General features: G+C 69.4%; 13 protein-coding genes and 2 pseudogenes. 4 read left to right on the plus strand and 11 right to left on the minus strand.

From position 1 onward, the window contains the following. Window positions 1-6: 6 nt before the first annotated feature. Window positions 7-435, plus strand: coding sequence for a hypothetical protein (locus tag OG422_RS05655; protein ID WP_405740379.1), 429 nt, complete (start codon window positions 7-9; stop codon window positions 433-435). Window positions 436-580: 145 nt separating this feature from the next. Here the strand turns inward: OG422_RS05655 and OG422_RS05660 are convergent. Continuing rightward, window positions 581-741: pseudogene (locus tag OG422_RS05660) on the minus strand (pirin); the annotation flags it as partial. 55 nt (window positions 742-796) lie between these two features. Between OG422_RS05660 and OG422_RS05665 the strand changes: the two are divergent. Beyond that, a complete protein-coding gene (locus OG422_RS05665) occupies window positions 797-1,381 on the plus strand; it encodes a hypothetical protein (RefSeq protein WP_405740382.1) in 585 nt (194 codons plus the stop codon). Here OG422_RS05665 and OG422_RS05670 read toward each other — a convergent pair. Beyond that, on the minus strand, window positions 1,331-2,899 hold the full coding sequence (locus OG422_RS05670) for an IPT/TIG domain-containing protein (RefSeq protein ID WP_405740385.1): 1,569 nt from the start codon (window positions 2,897-2,899) through the stop codon (window positions 1,331-1,333). The two genes, OG422_RS05665 and OG422_RS05670, sit on opposite strands and share 51 nt — an antisense overlap. 1,262 nt (window positions 2,900-4,161) lie before the next feature. Between OG422_RS05670 and OG422_RS05675 the strand changes: the two are divergent. Beyond that, window positions 4,162-4,275, plus strand: a pseudogene (locus OG422_RS05675) (IS5/IS1182 family transposase); the annotation flags it as partial. 83 nt (window positions 4,276-4,358) lie between these two features. Here the strand turns inward: OG422_RS05675 and OG422_RS05680 are convergent. From OG422_RS05680 to OG422_RS05700, 5 genes are all read right to left on the minus strand, one after another. Continuing rightward, on the minus strand, window positions 4,359-5,009 hold the full coding sequence (locus tag OG422_RS05680; RefSeq protein ID WP_405740387.1) for an MBL fold metallo-hydrolase: 651 nt from the start codon (window positions 5,007-5,009) through the stop codon (window positions 4,359-4,361). Next, window positions 5,009-6,103 (minus strand): S-(hydroxymethyl)mycothiol dehydrogenase, encoded by a 1,095-nt coding sequence (locus tag OG422_RS05685; RefSeq protein ID WP_405740390.1) that lies wholly within the window; start codon window positions 6,101-6,103, stop codon window positions 5,009-5,011. Before OG422_RS05685 ends, OG422_RS05680 begins: the two co-directional genes overlap by 1 nt. A gap of 774 nt (window positions 6,104-6,877) precedes the next feature. Next, a complete protein-coding gene (locus OG422_RS05690; RefSeq protein WP_405740393.1) occupies window positions 6,878-8,323 on the minus strand; it encodes an aromatic amino acid ammonia-lyase in 1,446 nt (481 codons plus the stop codon). Beyond that, window positions 8,323-9,681 (minus strand): MFS transporter, encoded by a 1,359-nt coding sequence (locus OG422_RS05695; RefSeq protein WP_405740396.1) that lies wholly within the window; start codon window positions 9,679-9,681, stop codon window positions 8,323-8,325. Before OG422_RS05695 ends, OG422_RS05690 begins: the two co-directional genes overlap by 1 nt. A gap of 517 nt (window positions 9,682-10,198) precedes the next feature. After that, entirely contained in the window at window positions 10,199-11,014 is an 816-nt protein-coding gene (locus OG422_RS05700) for a hypothetical protein (protein ID WP_405740399.1), read from the minus strand. 113 nt (window positions 11,015-11,127) lie between these two features. Between OG422_RS05700 and OG422_RS05705 the strand changes: the two genes are divergently transcribed. After that, a complete protein-coding gene (locus OG422_RS05705; protein WP_405740402.1) occupies window positions 11,128-12,069 on the plus strand; it encodes a LysR family transcriptional regulator in 942 nt (313 codons plus the stop codon). A 219-nt stretch (window positions 12,070-12,288) separates the two neighbouring features. On the opposite strand, the gene OG422_RS05710 is transcribed toward OG422_RS05705, so the two are convergent. The 4 genes from OG422_RS05710 to OG422_RS05725 form a co-directional block, all read right to left on the minus strand. Then, window positions 12,289-13,251 carry a pirin family protein gene (locus tag OG422_RS05710; RefSeq protein WP_405740405.1) on the minus strand — a complete coding sequence of 321 codons (963 nt, stop codon included), beginning with the start codon at window positions 13,249-13,251 and terminating at the stop codon, window positions 12,289-12,291. An 80-nt stretch (window positions 13,252-13,331) separates the two neighbouring features. Next, window positions 13,332-13,724: a GntR family transcriptional regulator gene (locus tag OG422_RS05715; protein ID WP_405740408.1), complete on the minus strand. Its 393-nt coding sequence runs from the start codon at window positions 13,722-13,724 to the stop codon at window positions 13,332-13,334. Between the two features lie 140 nt (window positions 13,725-13,864). Then, the gene (gene asnB / locus OG422_RS05720; RefSeq protein ID WP_143940187.1) at window positions 13,865-15,715 is read right to left on the minus strand and encodes an asparagine synthase (glutamine-hydrolyzing); all 1,851 of its coding nucleotides are present in this window, start codon (window positions 15,713-15,715) and stop codon (window positions 13,865-13,867) included. Window positions 15,716-15,990: 275 nt separating this feature from the next. Further along, complete coding sequence (locus OG422_RS05725; protein WP_405740412.1) at window positions 15,991-16,647, minus strand: class I SAM-dependent methyltransferase; 657 nt, start codon at window positions 16,645-16,647, stop codon at window positions 15,991-15,993. Window positions 16,648-16,872 lie beyond the last annotated feature (225 nt).

Genomic DNA, 16,872 nt, shown 5'->3' on the forward strand with positions numbered 1-16,872 from the left:
GACCCCGTGAGCAGCAGCACACCGGCGTGGTCCGAGCGTGAGCTGCCGTTGTTCTTCACGGCATGGCGGACCGACTGGCGGGACGAGCGGCTCTCCCCCTGCGACTACCTCGACTTCGAGGGCGGTCTGCGTTTCGTGCTGGCCGCGGCCTGGCTCTTCTGCCCGGAGACGGTCGAGTACCGCGGTTGCGTGTTCCTCAAGGAGCGCTTCCGTCAGGACACCGTCGACGACTGGTTCACGAACCTGGGCGACGACCGGCGACGTATCGAGGCCGTCGTCAACCACGTGGAGTTGTGGGACATGTTCGGCAACACCCCCTTGGCGGATGACGACCGGCTCGGGGCGGAGCTGCCCCAACTCGCGCTGGCCTGGGAGAGTGCTGGCGGGGAGTCCTGTCCGCGCGCCACCCCGACCGGGAGATCACCGTCGAGGTGAGCGGCGAGGAGGACGGCTCCTACGGGCCGACCGTGACCTTCTGTGCACCCCCGGCCGTCCCGGCCAGCGGCTGAGCGTTCTCCCGCGGGCGGCTCCCGCCCGGCCGCTCCGCCCCATGCCGCTTCCCCGGGACCGGAAGCGCAGCTCAGCGCACCCTCCCCCGCGCCTTCAACGGCACCCCGGCAACGCCGGAGCAGGCAGCCGGGCCCCGTCGTAGCCGCGTACGGTGCCGAAGCGGTCGCCCGTCATCCAGTCGGCGCGGGCCTGTTCGATGTCGTCCTGGGTGCGGCCGACGAAGTTCCACCACGTACCACGGGAATCACGGTTCAGCCCAGGTCAAGGCTATCCGGACCATCTGGCGGTGAGCAAACAGTCAGCATCGGACTCCGGAGTCAGCAAAACCATGGCAACCAAAGCACTGGCCCGCGGCATGGGCACCTTCTTCAAGGACTGCGCGCACCCCGAGTCCCGGTGGTCCAAGTGCCCGCACTCGTACCCGATCAGGTACCGCAACGCGGCAGGCAAGCAGACGGAGGAGGACGGCTTCTCCACCCAGGACCAGGCCATCGAGCGTTTGACGGACATCTGCAACGAGAAGCGCAAGACTCCCCCGTCGAAGGCCGAGCGCATCCAGAAGTACGGACAGATGCGCTTCAAGGAGTACACCGAGGAATTTACCGCCCGTTGGGGCACGCGGAGGGCACGGCCCGCGTCGGGAGGCTACCGATCTCAGGACCTCACCGAGGAGGAGGGCATTCCGTGTGCTCCTGGTCTTGAGAGCACACGGAATGCTGGCGGTTGCCCTGGTGACCCGCCGACTGCTCGGGCGTGGTGTGGCACGGTGCTTGGGCTGCGCCCGTCGGTGTCGCCGGGTCGGCCGATGGCCGGGCGGGGGTCAGGGTTCGATGACTCCCGCGTGGGCGCTGGACGGGGACAGGATGGCTGACGGGGTGATCGCGCCGGCGAAGGTGACGTCATAGCCGCCGTTGCGGAGGATGAGCGTCAGGGTGAGGGTCTCGTTCACCTGGGCGACGCCTTGGGCGTTGGTGTTGGCGATGCCCAGGACGTTGGTGCCGGCTTTGAAGGTGATGGGTTGGCCGGGCACCGGAAGGCCGGTGACCTGGTCGGTCAGTGTGGCGGTCAGGAACGGGAAGTACACGTGCGGCGGGAACAGCTTCGCCAGCGCCGGGGTCGCGGTCAGCGAGGTGGCGTGGACGGGCAGCACGTAGGTGAAGCCGTTCACCAGGCTGGCGCTGCCACCGGGGGTGGTGACGGTGACGGTCGCCGGACCGGCCGCCCCGGGCGGAGTGGTGGCGGTGAGCTGTGTGCCGGCGGCGTTGACGCTCACCCCGGTGGCGGGGTTGCCGCCGATGTCGACGCTCGCCCCGGTCAGGTTGGTGCCGGTGATCGTCACGACCGTGCCGCCCGTGACGGGCCCTTGGGTGGGGTTGATGGTGCTCAGCGTCGGGGGGAATTGGATGACGCTGACGTTGTTCGAGTTGATGTTGGTGACGTAGACCTTGCCGTTGACGGCGACCGCCACGGCGATCGGTCCGCTGCCGACGGGGATCGGGGCGCCGACGACGGTGTTGGTGGCAGTGTCGATCACCGTCACATTGTTCGACGCCCGGTTGGCCGTGTAGGCGTTCCCGTTGGGGCCGACCGCGATTCCCCACGGCTGGTTGCCGACGGGGATCGGGAGGCCGATGACGGTGTTGGTGGTGGTGTCGATCACCGTCACGGTGTTCGATCCGATGTTGGCGACGTAGGCGTTGCCGTTGGGAGCGATCGCCACGAAGTTCGGCTGGTTGCCGACGGGGATCGGGGCGCCGACGACGGTGTTGGTGGCGGTGTTGATCACCGTCACGTTGTTTGATCCCCGGTTGACGACGTAGGCGTTGCCGTTGGGGGCCACCGCCACCCCGACCGGCTGGGCGCCGACGGGGATCGGGGCGCCGACGACGGTGTTGGTGGTGGTGTCGATCACCGACACGGTGTTCGCGGCGAAGTTGGTGACGTAGACGTTGCCGTTGGGGGTGGCCGCCGCCGCGGCCGGCTGGTTGCCGACGGGGATCGGGGCGCCGATGACGGTGTTGGTGGTGGTGTCGATCACCGACACGGTGTTCGACCCGCTGTTGGGGACGTAGGCGTTGCCGTTGGGGGCGACCGTCAGCCAGACCGGCGTACCGCCGACGGCGATCGGGGCGCCGACGACGGTGTCAGTGGCGGTGCTGATCACCGACACGTTGGACGATCCGGAGTTGGCGACGTAGAGGTCGCCGCTGGGGGCGAACGCCAACCCGACCGGGTTGGAGCCGACAGGGATCGGCGGGATTGCCAGAAGCGTGAGCGCCGGGGCTGCCGCCCGGCTCACCTCACCCGCCGGGGCGGGCGGCCACGCCTGGCCGGGGAGGGAAAGAAGCTGTGGCAGTTCCTGCTGCGTTGTCTGGAGGGTGGTACTCATGTGGACCTCTTCGGAAGGGGCCGCCCTCGGCCCGGCAAGTTCCCCGTGGGGAGCACGCAGGTCCAGCGATCCCCGTCCGGGCTGCACAACCCACCATCACAGAAGCCACGTCACGAAAACGCAGCGGGCCGCGTACCCCGACAGGGATGGGCAGCCCGTTTGGTTCGGTTACGGGGGTTTTTCCCCACGCTGCGGGGTACCGAAACATCCATCCGTGCCTTAACGGCGGGAAGCCCCCTGTTGCCGCATAGCGGACGCTATGACCCAACCGTGCCGTGGCTGCTGCCTCGCCCGTCCGCACCCGCCCGAAGACGTTCCTGACCGCGGCCGTCACGGGATCCGGGCTCCGGATCCATGCCCCTGTGCCGGCCGTGCCCGTGGAGCGGGCCGGGCCGGTGAAGCTCGGCGTGTGCGCGACGCCGAGCCGGATGTTCCGGTAGTCGTCGGTCATCTCCACTGCGGATGTGACCAGTTGCCTCACCACGATGCCGGAGCCTGTTCGCCGCGATCGCAGCCTGCCAGACGGTGGTGCGCGCTGGCAGACGGCCGAAAAGGTGCCGTCGGCCTGCGGGATAGAGGAGGGCGCCAGCCGGGCTGGGGCTCTCACCAGTCGTTGCCTGGCCGGTAGTTGATGTGCCGAGGCGGGACGCGAACTCGAACTCGGGATCCGGTAGCTGGCTGGAGCGAGGGTTCGGTCAGGTGCCCAGGGGCGCTCCTGATGCTCCCTCGTGAGGTCCTGGCTAGTGGTGTGTCAGTAATGCGAGGTCCTTGAAGGGACCAGCAGAAAGGGCCCTGGTCGCTGACCAGGGCCCTCGCTATGGAGCGGGTGACGGGAATCGAACCCGCGCTCTGAGCTTGGGAATCCAGGGGCATGAGCGCTCGAAATGGTCTCTGACCAGGGAAAACGATGCTGAGATCGCCTGTTCGGAAGCGCTCTGGAGCACCGCTTATGACCGTTGTTGACCGTGCTGGAGGGCACGGTTGGGGCACGAGGCGGTAGGTGCGACGACAGGGCCGTCCCGAGGGCGGCAGCGCGGGGCGGTGTGGGGTGCGGTCCCTGCCAGGGCACGTGCGCCGGCACGGAAGAAGGCGAAGGGAACCCATCGCGGCCATCGAGCCGGTTGGAGCGCCGCGCCGGCCCCTGCCGCACAGCGATCGGCACTTGCCCACTTCGCCGAGCGCTCGGCCACGGGCCACGGCTGCGCTGCGTGGCCACACTTGCCCTGACCAGCCGGGTAGACGCTGGCCTGTTTGGCAGGGCCCGCCTCGCCCGCGACTACGAGACCCTCACTGCCAGCTCCGAAGCGATGATCCACATCGCCTCGATCGACAACCTCGCCAAGCGCATAACGGACGAGACCACACCCACCTGGTGAGGAACCTACTAGGAGACAAAGGGCAATCCGCCTACTTCAAACGCCCTCTCAGACCCTACGAGGACACTGACATTCCCCCGGGGTCAGCAACCGCGATCGATCCAGGTCTGCAGGTGGGGTGCCTCTTCGCCGATGCTGGTATCGGCGCCATGTCCGGTGTGCACCGTGGTGCCCTCGGGAAGGCAGAGCAGACGGTCGCGGACCGAGCTGATGATCGTGGGGAAGTCGGAGAACGAGCGGCCGGTCGCGCCCGGGCCCCCCTGGAAGAGGGTGTCTCCGGAGAAGAGAACGCCTAGCTCCGGCGCGTGCAAGCAGACGGCGCCGGGCGCGTGCCCGGGAGTATGGAGGATGTGCAGGCGGATACCAGCGACGGTGAAGACCTGGCCGTCGGCGAGGTCAGCGTCGGGCAGCCGCCCAGGGTGGGTCTGCCGCCACAGGGGGAAGTCAGCTGGGTGGAGGAGGATGGGGGCGCCGGTCAGGTCGGCCAGCGCCGGGGCAGCGTTGATGTGGTCGTCGTGGGCGTGGGTACACACGATGGCGCGCACCCTACGGTTCCCAACGTTCGCCGCGATGACGTCGGCGTCGTGCGCGGCATCGATGATGATGACCTCGTGGTCGTCGCCGACCAGCCAGACGTTGTTGTCGACCTCCCAGGTGCCGCCGTCCAGGGAGAAGGTGCCGGAGGTGACGAGGTGGTCGATGCGGGTCTTCCCTGTGCCTGGTGCCGCCGCCATCACAGGACCACAACCGAGCGCAGCACCTCGCCGCGGTGCATCTTGGCGAACGCCTCCTCCACCTGGTCCAGGGCGATGGTCTCGGAGACGAATGCGTCCAGGTTGAGCCGCCCCTGCAGGTGGAGGTCGATCAGCATGGGGAAGTCCCTCTCCGGTAGGCAATCGCCGTACCAGGAGGACTTCAGCGCTCCGCCGCGCCCGAAGACGTCCAGCAGCGGCAGTTGAAGCTCCATCCCCGGGGTGGGCACCCCGACCAGGACGACCGTACCGGCCAGGTCGCGGGCGTAGAAGGCCTGCCGCCAGGTCTCCGGCCGTCCCACGGCGTCGATGACCACGTCGGCGCCGAACCCGCCGGTCAGGCTCTGGATGGCGGCTACCACCGCGCCCTCGTCCATGCCGGCGGAGTTGATCGTGTGCGTGGCCCCCAGATCGGTGGCCCAGCCCAGCTTCTTGTCGTCGAGGTCGACGGCGATGACGCGCCGCGCCCCGGCCAGGGCGGCCCCGGCAACGGCGGCGCAGCCCACTCCGCCGCAGCCGATGATTGCCGCGGTCTGTCCCCGCCGGACGGGGGCGGTGTTGACCGCTGCGCCGATCCCAGCCATCACCCCGCATCCCAGCAGCCCGGCAACCGCGGGGTCGGCGGCGGCATCGACCTTGGTGCACTGCCCGGAGTGCACCAAGGTCTTTTCACAGAAGGCGCCGATACCCAGGGTCGGCGACAGCGGGGTCCCGTCAGTCAGGGTCATGGACTGGGCGGCGTTGTAGGTGTTGAAGCAGTAGTGCGGCTCCCCGCGCTTGCAGGCGCGGCATTGACCGCACACCGCACGCCAGTTCAATACCACGGTGTCGCCCACGGCGACGTTGATGACGCCCTCACCCACTGCGGAGACCACGCCGGCGGCCTCGTGGCCCAGGAGGAAGGGGAAGTCATCGCTGATGCCACCCTCGCGGTAGTGCAGGTCAGTGTGGCAGACACCGCAGGCGGTGATGTCGACGACTGCCTCCCCTGGGCCGGGGTCAGGCACCACAATGTCGACCAACTCAGCGGGTTCCCCCTTGGCTCGGGAGACGACTCCCTTAACTGTGTACGGCATGAGGCTCCTCATCAGTGAAGGTGGATCTATGGGTTGTGCAGGACAAGGCTGCGTAGCGGTCGGCAACGTCAGGCGAGACGCTTCATCCAGTCGTGGGAGTCCTCCGCGCGCCCGTACTGCACGTCCAGCAGCGTGCGGCGGATGCTCTGGGTAGCCGGGCCAGAGGCCCCGCCGGTGCCTTGGACGAGTTCCCCGTAGCTGCTCTTGAGGCGGCCGACAGGGGTGACGACGCGGCCGTGACGCCGGCGAAGACCTCAGTGATCCGGCCTTCGGGACACGTCGCTCAAGGGGTGTTGAGGCCTGTCCCGAAGGCCGGTCCCCGCTCGGGCAACGGCGCATGAACCGGGCGGGAGCCTGTGAGATGTGCAGTCGAGGGTGTCCTGGCCCGGGCGTGCTCTGCGAGGGGGCAGAGGGGGGCGGTCAGGGGTCCGTCACACTTCGACAGAGCGTGCGGGTTTGGGGGTTGGTTGGGTAGATCAGGGTTCTGGGCAGCAGGATGTCCCTGGCCTGGTCACAGATGATGTTCCGGTGGACCGCTCCGGGGTGGGGCAGCGGCTGCGGCTGGGGGGCCGCGGTGTGGGAGGGTCCACTGGCTTGTTGAATGCCGCCACTTCGGGCTATCCACAGTTCGCCTGGGAGAGTCGTAAGGGGGCGACACATCTGCTGCCATTCGTTGATGTCTCTGGTCATCGCGCATCCGTGCGTACCTCAAGAACTCACAGGTGATCCAGCCGTCATGTGCTGTCGCGGTGTTCCGGCTCGTGAGGTATCGGGTCAACTGGCGGCCAGTAGCGCGACTGCCTCGTGAATGTCTGTGGTGAGATTGCGGTCGGCGACGGATGAGTTGAGCCGCTCCGCTGCGCCCTCGTAAAAGCTCCGCAATTCGCCGTCGCCTGCTGGAACGAGCCCGCGCATCCGCAGTGCGCGGACCGCGGCCACAAGTTCACAGGCCAGTACGAGGCCGAAGTGCTCTACCGACTCCAGCAACCGCCGGGCGCCGGTGGAGGCGAAGCTCGCATGCTCCTCCACCCCGCGCGATATGACCGCGTGGCCGAGAGCCACCGGCTGTGCCGCCCCGCGCAGCTCGGCCACCGCGGATTGCGCCGCGTACTCGGTGATCATGAGGCCGCTACTGCCGTCCTCACCCTCGGCGAGGAAGGGCGGCAGCCCAGTGAAGGTCGGTTCGAGCAGGATGCCGAGCCGGGTCGTGGAGAGCTCCGCGGTGCCCAGTAGTCCCAGCCGGAACTGGTCGAGGGCCAGCCCCAGCCGGGCCAGGTGGAAGCCACCGTGGTGATGGTAGTCCTCCGCGTCGGCGTTGAGCAGCGGATTCTCCACGGCGGCGTTGATCTCCACGGAGAGCACCTGGTCCAGCGCGGACCAGGCGTCCAGAGCCGCGCCGTGCACCTGCGGCAGGCAGCGCAGACCGAAGGGATCCTGTACCAGGGGCGAGTCCCAGTCCGCCGCGGCCAGCAGCTCACGCATCCGCGCCGCGAGCAGCTGCGCGCCCGCGTGCGGACGGAGGTCGTGCACATACGTGGCGTACGGCTCGGTGGAGCCGCGCAGCGCGGTCAGGGTCGTTGCGGCGACCAACGGCACCCGGTCCAGCAGATGTCCCAGATCGGTGGCGGCGAGCGCGGACTGGCCGATGGTCAGTGCGCCACTGGACATCAGGGGCAGGGCGTCCCAACGGGTCAGCGTCAACGGTGCGGGGGCGGGCCCGGAGCCGCCTCGCCAGGGCAGCTCGCCGGCCAGGGTGAGGCCGAGCTCACCGAGCGCGGAGAGGTCCCCGGTCCCGATCGCGCCCAAGGCGTGCACGGTGGGCAGGTGGCCGCGGGTGAGTGCCTCGGCGATGCGGTCCACTACGGCGACGTCGATCGCCGCCCCGCCGCGCAGCAGCTGGTTCAGCCGGACCGCGAGCATCGCCCGGGTCTGTTCGTCCGGCACCACCGGGCCGATACCGCCGCTGTGGCTGCGCAGCAGTCGCATCCCGAAGGCGTCCACTGCGGAGTCCGGAACGGTCGCTGTCCGGTTGGCGCCCACACCGGTGGTGTAGCCGTAGACCCGGCGTCGGGCGGTTACCCGCTCGGCGGTCTTCCGGGCCTTCCGCACCCGCTCGCGGGCCTTGGCGTCCAGCAGGGGCTGGGCCTGGCCTCGGGCGAGGGAGGAGACCTGGTCGGCGCTGAGCGAGTGCCCGTCGAGAGTGAGGTGAGGGCTCGTCATCAGTGATGCCAATCTTCAGCGGTGAGGGTGTCGCGGGTCTCAGGTGCCCAGGCGAGGCTGACGACCGTGCCGATGAGCAGCACCAGCGCCATCCAGCCCATCGACCAGCCCACGCCGAGCTGGGTCAGGCTGACAGGCAGGATGAAGGTGCCCACCGCTGAGGCGATTCGGCTGGTGCCGTTGAGGAAGCCGACTCCGGAACCGCGCAGCGCTGTGGGGAACAGCTCGGGCGGGTAGACCTGGGTGATGTTGGACGCCGCAGCCATCACAAAGGTGTAGACGAGGAACGGGATCGTCAGCACCCAGCCGGTTGCGTCGCTGAGTACGGCCATCGTCGCCAGGCAGACGGTCAGGATCGCGAAGGTGCCGATGGTGAACGGTCGGCGGCCCATCCGCTGCACCGGCCACAGGCCGATGACCCCGCCCAGCAGCAGGGCCAGGTTGAGCACCAGATTCTGGGTGCCGGTGTTGGAGATATGCATGGTGCTCAAGATCTGCGACATGAAGGTGTAGATCGCGAAGTACGGAAGCACCTGGGCGCTGAAGAAGACGGCGCCAAACCAGGTCTTCGACGCCTGACCGCGGGCGAAGAGCTCACGGTAGCGGGCGGTGGGAGGCTGCTCGGCGGCCGTGGCCTGCGCGTCCTCGGCGTTGACCTCGGATTGCCCGAGGTATTTACGGCGGATCTGCGCGGCCTCGGCGGCGCGGCCGCGGGCGGCCAGCCAGCTCGGGGACTCCGGGATTCCGATCCGCAGCAGCAGCACCAGGAGAGCGGGCAGTGCCCCGCTGGCCAGCAGCCAGTGCGCGGCGCTGTCGGTGATCGGGATGTAGGTGCCCAGGATGTTGGCCAGTACGTAGCCGACGGTCCACAGCACGGTGAGCGAGCCCAGCAGCACGCCACGTACCCGGCGCGGGGCGAACTCGGAGAGCAGGGTCGGCCCGACGGCGTAGTCGCAGCCGAGGCCGAAACCGATGATCAGCCGGAGCAGGAACAGCGTGAGCGGGGAATGCGCCCAGAACTGGGCAGCGGAAGCGATCGTGATCAGCCAGAAGTTGTACAGGTACAGCTTCTGGCGCCCGACCGCGTCCGCCACCCGCCCGAGCACGATGCTGCCGAGAAACAGTCCGATCAACGCGGAGGCGCCGAGTAGTCCCTGCCAGACGCCGGACAAGTGCATGGTCGTGCTGAGCACGGGCAGGACCGCGCCAATGATGCCGAGGGCATAGCCGTCGGAGAAGTTCGCACCGAAGGTGGTGGCGGTCACCCGCAGATGGAAGTTGGTGATCGGTTCCGTCGGGGCGGTGCCCGCCGGAACCCTTGCTATGCGGCCGTCTGTCGCCTGCGCATCCATTGGCATGCATGTCTCCCGACAACTCTGGTGTGGGGTGCCGACGGCGTCGGCACCCTGGTGGGCGCGCAGCGTCTCCTTTTGTCCCTCCTCGGATGTCTCCCGCCCGGGACGTGATGACCTGCTCGCAGAAGTGCCGTCGCCGACAGCCGCTCATGGGTCCGCTCGACCGGCTTCCACACTTTCTCTGGTACGACAACCGCCTATGTGCCGCGTCAGCCAAGGTTTGCCCGGTAGCGAGGCGTCCTGGTGCGGTCAGCTGCAAGGCGCCGGATCGGCCTCGTAGTGGGCCTACTCGGCTGATTCGGCAACGCCGCCGGGGGCACCTCCCAGCAGTAGCTGGGGGCGGCCGTGCCAGGGCGGCGAGCGGGGCGAACCTTGGCTGACGCGCTAGTCTCCGTACGCGATCTTGAGGAGGATGCCGATACTCAGCGCTTGCCTGTCCGGGACGACGAGGAGAGCGCTGATCCTTGGTGGGCAGCGGGGACTCTTCACGGCTGTCGACGTGTGGGCACGCATGACAAGGTCAGGCGCTACGACCGTAAAAGAGCTCCTGAGTCAGCGTGTTCATCTTGTCGTCAGGCGTCGTGGAGTAGGCGAGCACAGCGTTAATACGGGTGTTGTCGCCCTTCACAGGGGTCACCCGGTGCAGTGAGTACTGGCCGCGGAACAAGCTCAGCGTGCCGGGCTCGTTCGGGAGTGTGATCCGACCGGGCTGCTCATCCTGCAGTGCGGCGACGACGCCGGCCCTGTTCTCATCGTCGGGGCAGCGCAGGCGGTGGTGGTACTCGTAGGCACCGCCCTCGGTGGCCGGCTGGAGCATGAGCGTGACTGCGAACGGCGAGCGGTCGAAGTGCCAGCCGAGCTCGTCACCTTCGGCGAAGATCATCAACGATGCGGCACCCAACGGGTCGGCATACCGATAGAACTCGGGCATTTCGAGGGCCTGGCCGAGAAAGGTGGTGAGGGCATCCCACTCGTAGGCGATCCGCAGGGCCGAGTCGGGACCGATGAGGTCCCAGGCGATCGCAGACTTCGAGGAGTGTTGGAGCAATGAGCGTGGGTCATCGGGCGTGGAGGTCTCCGCGATGGCCTCGAAGTAGACGTTGTGCTTGGCGTCGGTGCGGTACGCCTGATCGCGCATGGCGACCGCCTCCGCTGCAAGCCGCTCCACGGCCATCGGCCGGATGAATCCGGGCAACTGGCAGGCACCCTCGAAGGCCAGGGATGCCTGGCAGAACGCCACCAGGGCCTTGCCCTTAGGGCTGTCCAGACGGTCGATCGGGTAGCGATCAAGATCAATCACCTGCGACGCGCGTGTGGTCTGCTGCGACTCGGTCATTGCACTTCCCTCCAAGGGGAGAACTTGGTGTGCGAAAAGGTTCTCGCCTCTGGCCCATCACTACAAGCGAGGTTATTTTCTACTTAACATTCCGTTTGCTTATGGGGGCTACGGTGAAACAGCTCTGGGCGCGCTTGGATATCCGTCACTTCGTGACGCTCGCAGAGGTGGTGCGCACGGGATCCTTTACTGCCGCGGCGGACTCACTCGGCTACACGCAATCGGCGGTCAGCCAGCAGATCGTCCGGCTGGAGAACCTGATCCACCACCAGGTTGTGAACCGCTCCTCCGGCGGCAGGGCCCTGTCGCTCACGCCCGCTGGCCGGGTGCTGATGCAGCACGCGGACGCCCTCACCATGGCCCTGCAACGGCTCGCAGCTGACGTCGCGGCGCTTTCTGAGGGCACGGCCGGGATCCTGCGCGTCGGCTGCTATGAGAGCGTGGGCGCCCATCTTCTGCCCCCTGCTCTCGCGAGCTTCAGGCAGGACTTTCCTAAGATCCAAGTGGAGCTCACCGAGCTAGCCGACGACGGCGACCTGCTCGATCAGGTCCAGCGAGACGACCTCGACCTGACCTTCGCCGTTTTCCCGCTGATCGAGGGCCCCTTCGCGTCGCGGGCACTCCTCGAGGACCCCTATGTCCTCGTCGTGGCTGACGACTCACCGATGGCTCACGCGATTGAACCGGTGGTCCTCGAGGACCACCCAGACGTTGCGCTGACGACGTATGCCGACCTGCGTCCAGCGCACTCCATGGAGTCGCGGCTGGGTCGCCCCAGCTACGCGGACCGGGTGGTGTTTCGCAGTAACAGCACCGCGACGTTGCTCAGCCTGGCCGCGCAAAACTATGGGGTCGCATTTGTTCCCCGAATGGCGGTGGACCCTTACATTCCAGGCATACGGGTCCTTGAGCTTGCGAGGGTCAGCCCCCGGATGATTGGCATCGCCTGGCACCGCAATCGGCCGCTCAGTGACGCCGCGGCCGGTTTCATCCAGGCCGCCGAGGCCGTCGCCTGCGAACTTGAGGCACGAGCCCGAAAGAGTTTCCCGGCCTGACGCTATAGCTCGGCCAGCGAGTGCCTGACTAAACGTCAGCAGAGTCAGCATGAGGCCAGTATCAGGACTGGCACAGGCGGTCATACATGAGCGAACCCCGGAGGGCCGCGAGGCCCCAAAGCACCGATGCGGTGCCCACTCCGGCCCTGGGCACGACGCTGGGTGTCACTCTCACGATCCCGCTGCCACCTGTTGCTTCCCCGAGAGGAAATGTGCAGATCAGCGCGCTCGTCCCCGCGGTTTCAGGGGTGTTGCTGGCAGCTCAGGGGCAGGCAGCGGGGGGCCGTCGTAACCGTGAACGGTGCCGAACCGGTCTCCCCTCACCCAGTCGGCGCGGGCCTGTTCGATGTCGTCCTGGGTGCGGCCGACGAAGTTCCACCACATGATCAAGTTCTCCTCGAAGGGTTCGCCGCCGAGGAGGAGCAGGGCGCAGTCGGTGGGGGCGCGGAGTGGGAGTTCGGTGCGGCCGCAGCCGAGGTAGAGGAGGGAGCCGGGGGCGAGGCGTACGCCGTCGACCTCGCTCTCGCCGGAGATGGTCAGGGCGGCGTACTCGAAGTCCGGGTCGACCGGCAGCCGGGTGTCGGTCCCGGCGGTGAGGGCGAGGTCGGCGCCGACGAGCGGGGAGTACGTGGTGCCGGGTGAGGTGGCACCGGCCAGTTCGCCGAGGATGACGGTGGCGGTCAGGCCGCCGGCCCCGGTGATGACGGGCAGGTCGTCGTGGTGCTCGAACGACGGCTCGGTGTGGCGGTGTTCGCCGGGCAGGGCGACCCACAGCTGCGCGCCGTGCAGCAGCCGCGGGTGGTCGCGTGGCGATTCCTCGGAGTGCGCGATGGCCCGCCCCGAGGTCATCAGGCCCAGTTCGCGCGGGCGGACGGTCTGCAGGCTGCCCAGGCTGTCGCGGTGCAGCACCTCACCGTCGTGCAGCCAGCTGACGGTCTGCAGGCCCATGTGCGGATGCGGCGGCACCTGCATACCGGGCTCGTCGGCGATGTCGTCGGGACCGTAGTGGTCGACGAAGCACCAGGCGCCGACCATGCGGCGGCCGAGGTTGGGCAGCAGGCGGCGGACGAGGGTGGACTCGCCGAGCGGCACCTGCTTGCCGGGCTGGACGTCGCGGACCGGCCCCGTGCGGCCGTTGCCCCCGCAGCGTTTGGTGACGGGTCTCAGATCGAGGTTGCTCATGCCGTCACGATAGGCGCGGCGCGGCGCACGATTCGTGCAGCCGTGCGGGCGGGCATGTCTGCGCGTACGGGCCGTCGGGGTCAGCCGCCGGTGCCGTACGCGGCGCGGAGCGCGTCCCGGACGGCGGCGAGGGCGGCATCGTGGTCCAGGCCCAGGCGGTGGGCGCGGCGGGCGTAGTCGGCGGCGGCCGTGGCGGCCTCCTTGTCGGCGGCCTCGCCCGCCGCGGCGACAAAGCTGCCGTTACGGCCGCGGGTCTCGATCACGCCGTCGACCTCCAGGGCGCGATACGCCTTGGCGACGGTGTTGGCGGCGATCCCCAGCTCGTCGGCGAGGCCGCGGACCGTGGGGAGCCGGTACCCCACGGGCAGGGCACCGGACCGGGCCTGGTCGGCGATCCGGGCGCGGACCTGCTCGAACGGGGCGTCGGCGGACCGGGGGTCGAGGATGATCCGGAGGTGCTGCGGCGAGGACACGGCGGGCGCTCCTGGGGTGCGGGCGGGTACGGCCCGGGGCAGGCCGTACGCGTTTGTCGCACCCATTGTGCGTCAGGGGCGGTCCGGCCGGCCGGTACCCGCCCCGGGGAGTGGCAGTGTGCTCCCCGGGGCGGTCCGGTTCACAGCTCCAGGGTGGTGCCCGTGGTGCGGAGCCAGGCGTCGAGGCCGAGGATCAGTTCGGCGCCCGGGCGGATGTCGCCACTCGCGCCGTCGGCGGTGACCTCCTTGGCGACGGCAGAGTCCAGCAGCGGCTGGACGGGTGCGTTCCGGTCGGCGGCGACGCCCCGCAGCTCGTTCCGCAGCGCCTCGTTGTACCCCGGGTCCTGGGTGCTGGGGTACGGGCTCTTGACGCGGTCGGCGACGGAGGCGGGCAGAACGTCACGGACGGCGGCGCGCAGCAGCGACTTCTCCCGGCCGTCGAACGTCTTCATCGACCAGGGGGTGTTGAAGACGTACTCGACGAGCCGGTGGTCGCAGAACGGGACGCGGACCTCCAGGCCGACGGCCATCGAGGCGCGGTCCTTGCGGTCGAGGAGGATCTGCACGAAGCGGGTCAGATGCAGATAGCTGACCTCGCGCATCCGGCGCTGGAGTCCGGCGTCGCTGTCCAGGTACGGGACCTCGGCCAGCGCCTCGCGGTAGCGGCGGTCCTCGTAGCCCTTGAGGTCGAGCCGGTCGAGGAGAGCGCGGTCGAGCAGCGCCTCGCGGACGGCGTTGCCGCCGGAGAAGCGGCCCGAGACACCGGCGGCTATCCAGGGGAAGGTGCCGGCGTGCACGGCCTCGGGGTCGTGGAACCAGCGGTAGCCGCCGAAGATCTCGTCGGCCGATTCGCCGGACAGCGCGACCGTCGACTGTTCCCGTACGGCCTTGAAGAGGAGGTAGAGGGAGGTGTCGCCGTCGCCGAAGCCGTTGGGCAGGTCACGGGCGGCGAGGACGGCGGCGCGGTGCGCCGGGTCCATCAGGGCTGCGGTGTCCAGCACGATGTCGTGGTGGTCGGAGGCGACATGCTCGGAGAGGGCGTGGGCGTACGGGCCGTCGGGGGTGCCGCGCAGATCGTCCGGGGTGAAGTTCTCGGTGTACCCGGTGAAGTCGACGGCGAACGAGCGGACCGGGCCGCTGCCCTGCGCGGCCAGCGCACCGGCGGAGAGCGCGGTGATCGCGGACGAGTCGAGGCCGCCGGAGAGCAGGGTGCACAGCGGGACGTCGGCGATGAGCTGGCGGGCGACGATGTCGTCGAGCAGACCGCGGATGTGGCCGACGGTGGTGTCGAGGTCGTCGGTGTGCTCACGCGCCTGGAGCGCCCAGTAGCAGCGGGTGGTCAGACCGTCGCGGGTGACGCGGACGGTGTGGCCGGGACGGACCTCGTGCATGCCCTTGAAGACGCCATGGCCGGGGGTCTTGGTGAAAGTGATCAGCTCGGCCAGGCCCTCGGCGTCGACGGCGGGCCGCACCTCGGGGTGGGCGTTGATCGCCTTCGGCTCGGAGCCGAAGAGCACACCGTGCGGGGTGGGCTGGTAGTAGAGCGGTTTGATGCCCATCCGGTCGCGGACCAGGAGCAGCTCCTCGGTCCGCGGGTCCCAGAGCGCGAAGGCGTACATCCCGTTGAGGCGCTCGGTGAACGCCTCGCCCCACTCCAGGTACGCGTGGAGCACGACCTCGGTGTCGCTCTGCGTGCGGAAGGTGTGCCCCAGCCCCTCCAGCTCGGTCCGCAGCTCGCGGTAGTTGTAGACCTCGCCGCTGTACGTGGTGACGAGCAGGGTGCGGCCGTCGCGCTCGACGGCCATGGGCTGCTTGCCGCCGTCGAGGTCGATGACGGCGAGGCGGCGGTGGCCGAACGCGGCGTGGGTGTCGAGCCAGATCCCGGCGGCGTCCGGGCCACGGCACGCCATGGTCTCGGTCATCGCCTCAAGGGTGGGACGCTCGGTGGTGAGGTTACGGTCGTAGGAGATCCATCCGGTGATTCCACACATCTCGGCTCCTTCGTCGACAGCGGACCACCGCATCCCGGCAGCGGCCCACGTTGATCACGGTACGCCGGGATAGCTGTAGCTACCACCTATACAGATTCCGGACTGTCCGGAATGAGCCAAGGCCGATCCGCTGGGCGGTGCGGGCCGGGTACGCCCCCGGGAGGGAAGGCGTGGGGCGCAGGGCCGGGGGGCACGGCGGTCCGCCCCCAGGCCGGGGCCTCCGGGCGTCCCCTCGACGGTCGCGCGGCCGGCCATGCGCCGCACTCCGGCACCCCTCAGGCGGCTCCGGGCAGGCCGGCGATCAGGGCGTAGCGCTCATCGGACACCTCCCTTCCCCACAGGGCCGGATCGCCGGAAAGATCCTCCACATGGACACGGAACCCGAGGCCCAGCTCCCGTATGCACGCGAGGAGTTCGGTGGCGGCGATACCCGTCGGATCGGCCTCGCCCCAGCGGCCCTCGATGAGGACCAACCGACCGCCGGGGGCCAGCAGCCCCGCCCAGTGACGCAGCACGGCCGGCGGGTCGGGCAGTGCCCACAGGACATGGCGTACCAGGACGGTGTCGAACCGCTCCTCCCCCACCGGCGGGAGCGCCGCGTCACCGGGCAGGAAGCGGGCATCGTGCCCGGCGAGCTTGGCGCGGGCGCGCGCGATCATGGCGGGCGCGTGGTCGACCCCCAGGACGCGGTGGCCCGCTTCGGCCGCGAGCAGGGCGAGGCTGCCCGTGCCGCAGCCGAGGTCGAGAAGGCCGGCGGGTGGCGCGGGCAGCCATCCGCGCAGCCGGGCGGCCCAGGCGGCGCGGACCGCCGGATCCCGCAGGCCGTGGTCGGGGGCGTCGTCGAAGGTGGCCGCCGCGGCCTCCCAGTACGCGGCGCCACCGGAGCGGGCGTCGGCGAGTGGACCGGTCGGTGCGGGTGCGTCGGTGGTCATGTCCCCATGGTGACGGCGGCCACTGACAACGGCCGGGCGACCACCGCGGACGAACGGGCTCCGGCGAGCGGCACGATCGGCCTTCCGGTGGCGGCGTCACCCGGACGGGCCCTGCCCGCCGGTGGCGGCGCGTCCGGGCCGGTCCCCGCCCCGCGGATGCCGGACCGGACCGGCCGTGGGCGCAGGGCGGACGCACCGGGACGGTGCGGCGCCGGGCCGCTCGTG

It is taken from the genome of Streptomyces sp. NBC_01525 (assembly GCF_045040405.1).
In the GTDB taxonomy this organism is placed as follows: domain Bacteria; phylum Actinomycetota; class Actinomycetes; order Streptomycetales; family Streptomycetaceae; genus Streptomyces; species Streptomyces benahoarensis.

Coding starts and splice junctions, on each gene's coding strand:
- asnB (WP_143940187.1), bottom strand. CDS start 15,715: ATGTGTGGAATCACCGGATGGATCTCCTACGACCGTAACCTCACCACC.
- OG422_RS05680 (WP_405740387.1), bottom strand. CDS start 5,009: ATGGCGGCGGCACCAGGCACAGGGAAGACCCGCATCGACCACCTCGTC.
- OG422_RS05695 (WP_405740396.1), bottom strand. CDS start 9,681: ATGCCAATGGATGCGCAGGCGACAGACGGCCGCATAGCAAGGGTTCCG.
- OG422_RS05690 (WP_405740393.1), bottom strand. CDS start 8,323: ATGACGAGCCCTCACCTCACTCTCGACGGGCACTCGCTCAGCGCCGAC.
- OG422_RS05710 (WP_405740405.1), bottom strand. CDS start 13,251: ATGAGCAACCTCGATCTGAGACCCGTCACCAAACGCTGCGGGGGCAAC.
- OG422_RS05670 (WP_405740385.1), bottom strand. CDS start 2,899: ATGAGTACCACCCTCCAGACAACGCAGCAGGAACTGCCACAGCTTCTT.
- OG422_RS05700 (WP_405740399.1), bottom strand. CDS start 11,014: ATGACCGAGTCGCAGCAGACCACACGCGCGTCGCAGGTGATTGATCTT.
- OG422_RS05725 (WP_405740412.1), bottom strand. CDS start 16,647: ATGACCACCGACGCACCCGCACCGACCGGTCCACTCGCCGACGCCCGC.
- OG422_RS05685 (WP_405740390.1), bottom strand. CDS start 6,103: ATGCCGTACACAGTTAAGGGAGTCGTCTCCCGAGCCAAGGGGGAACCC.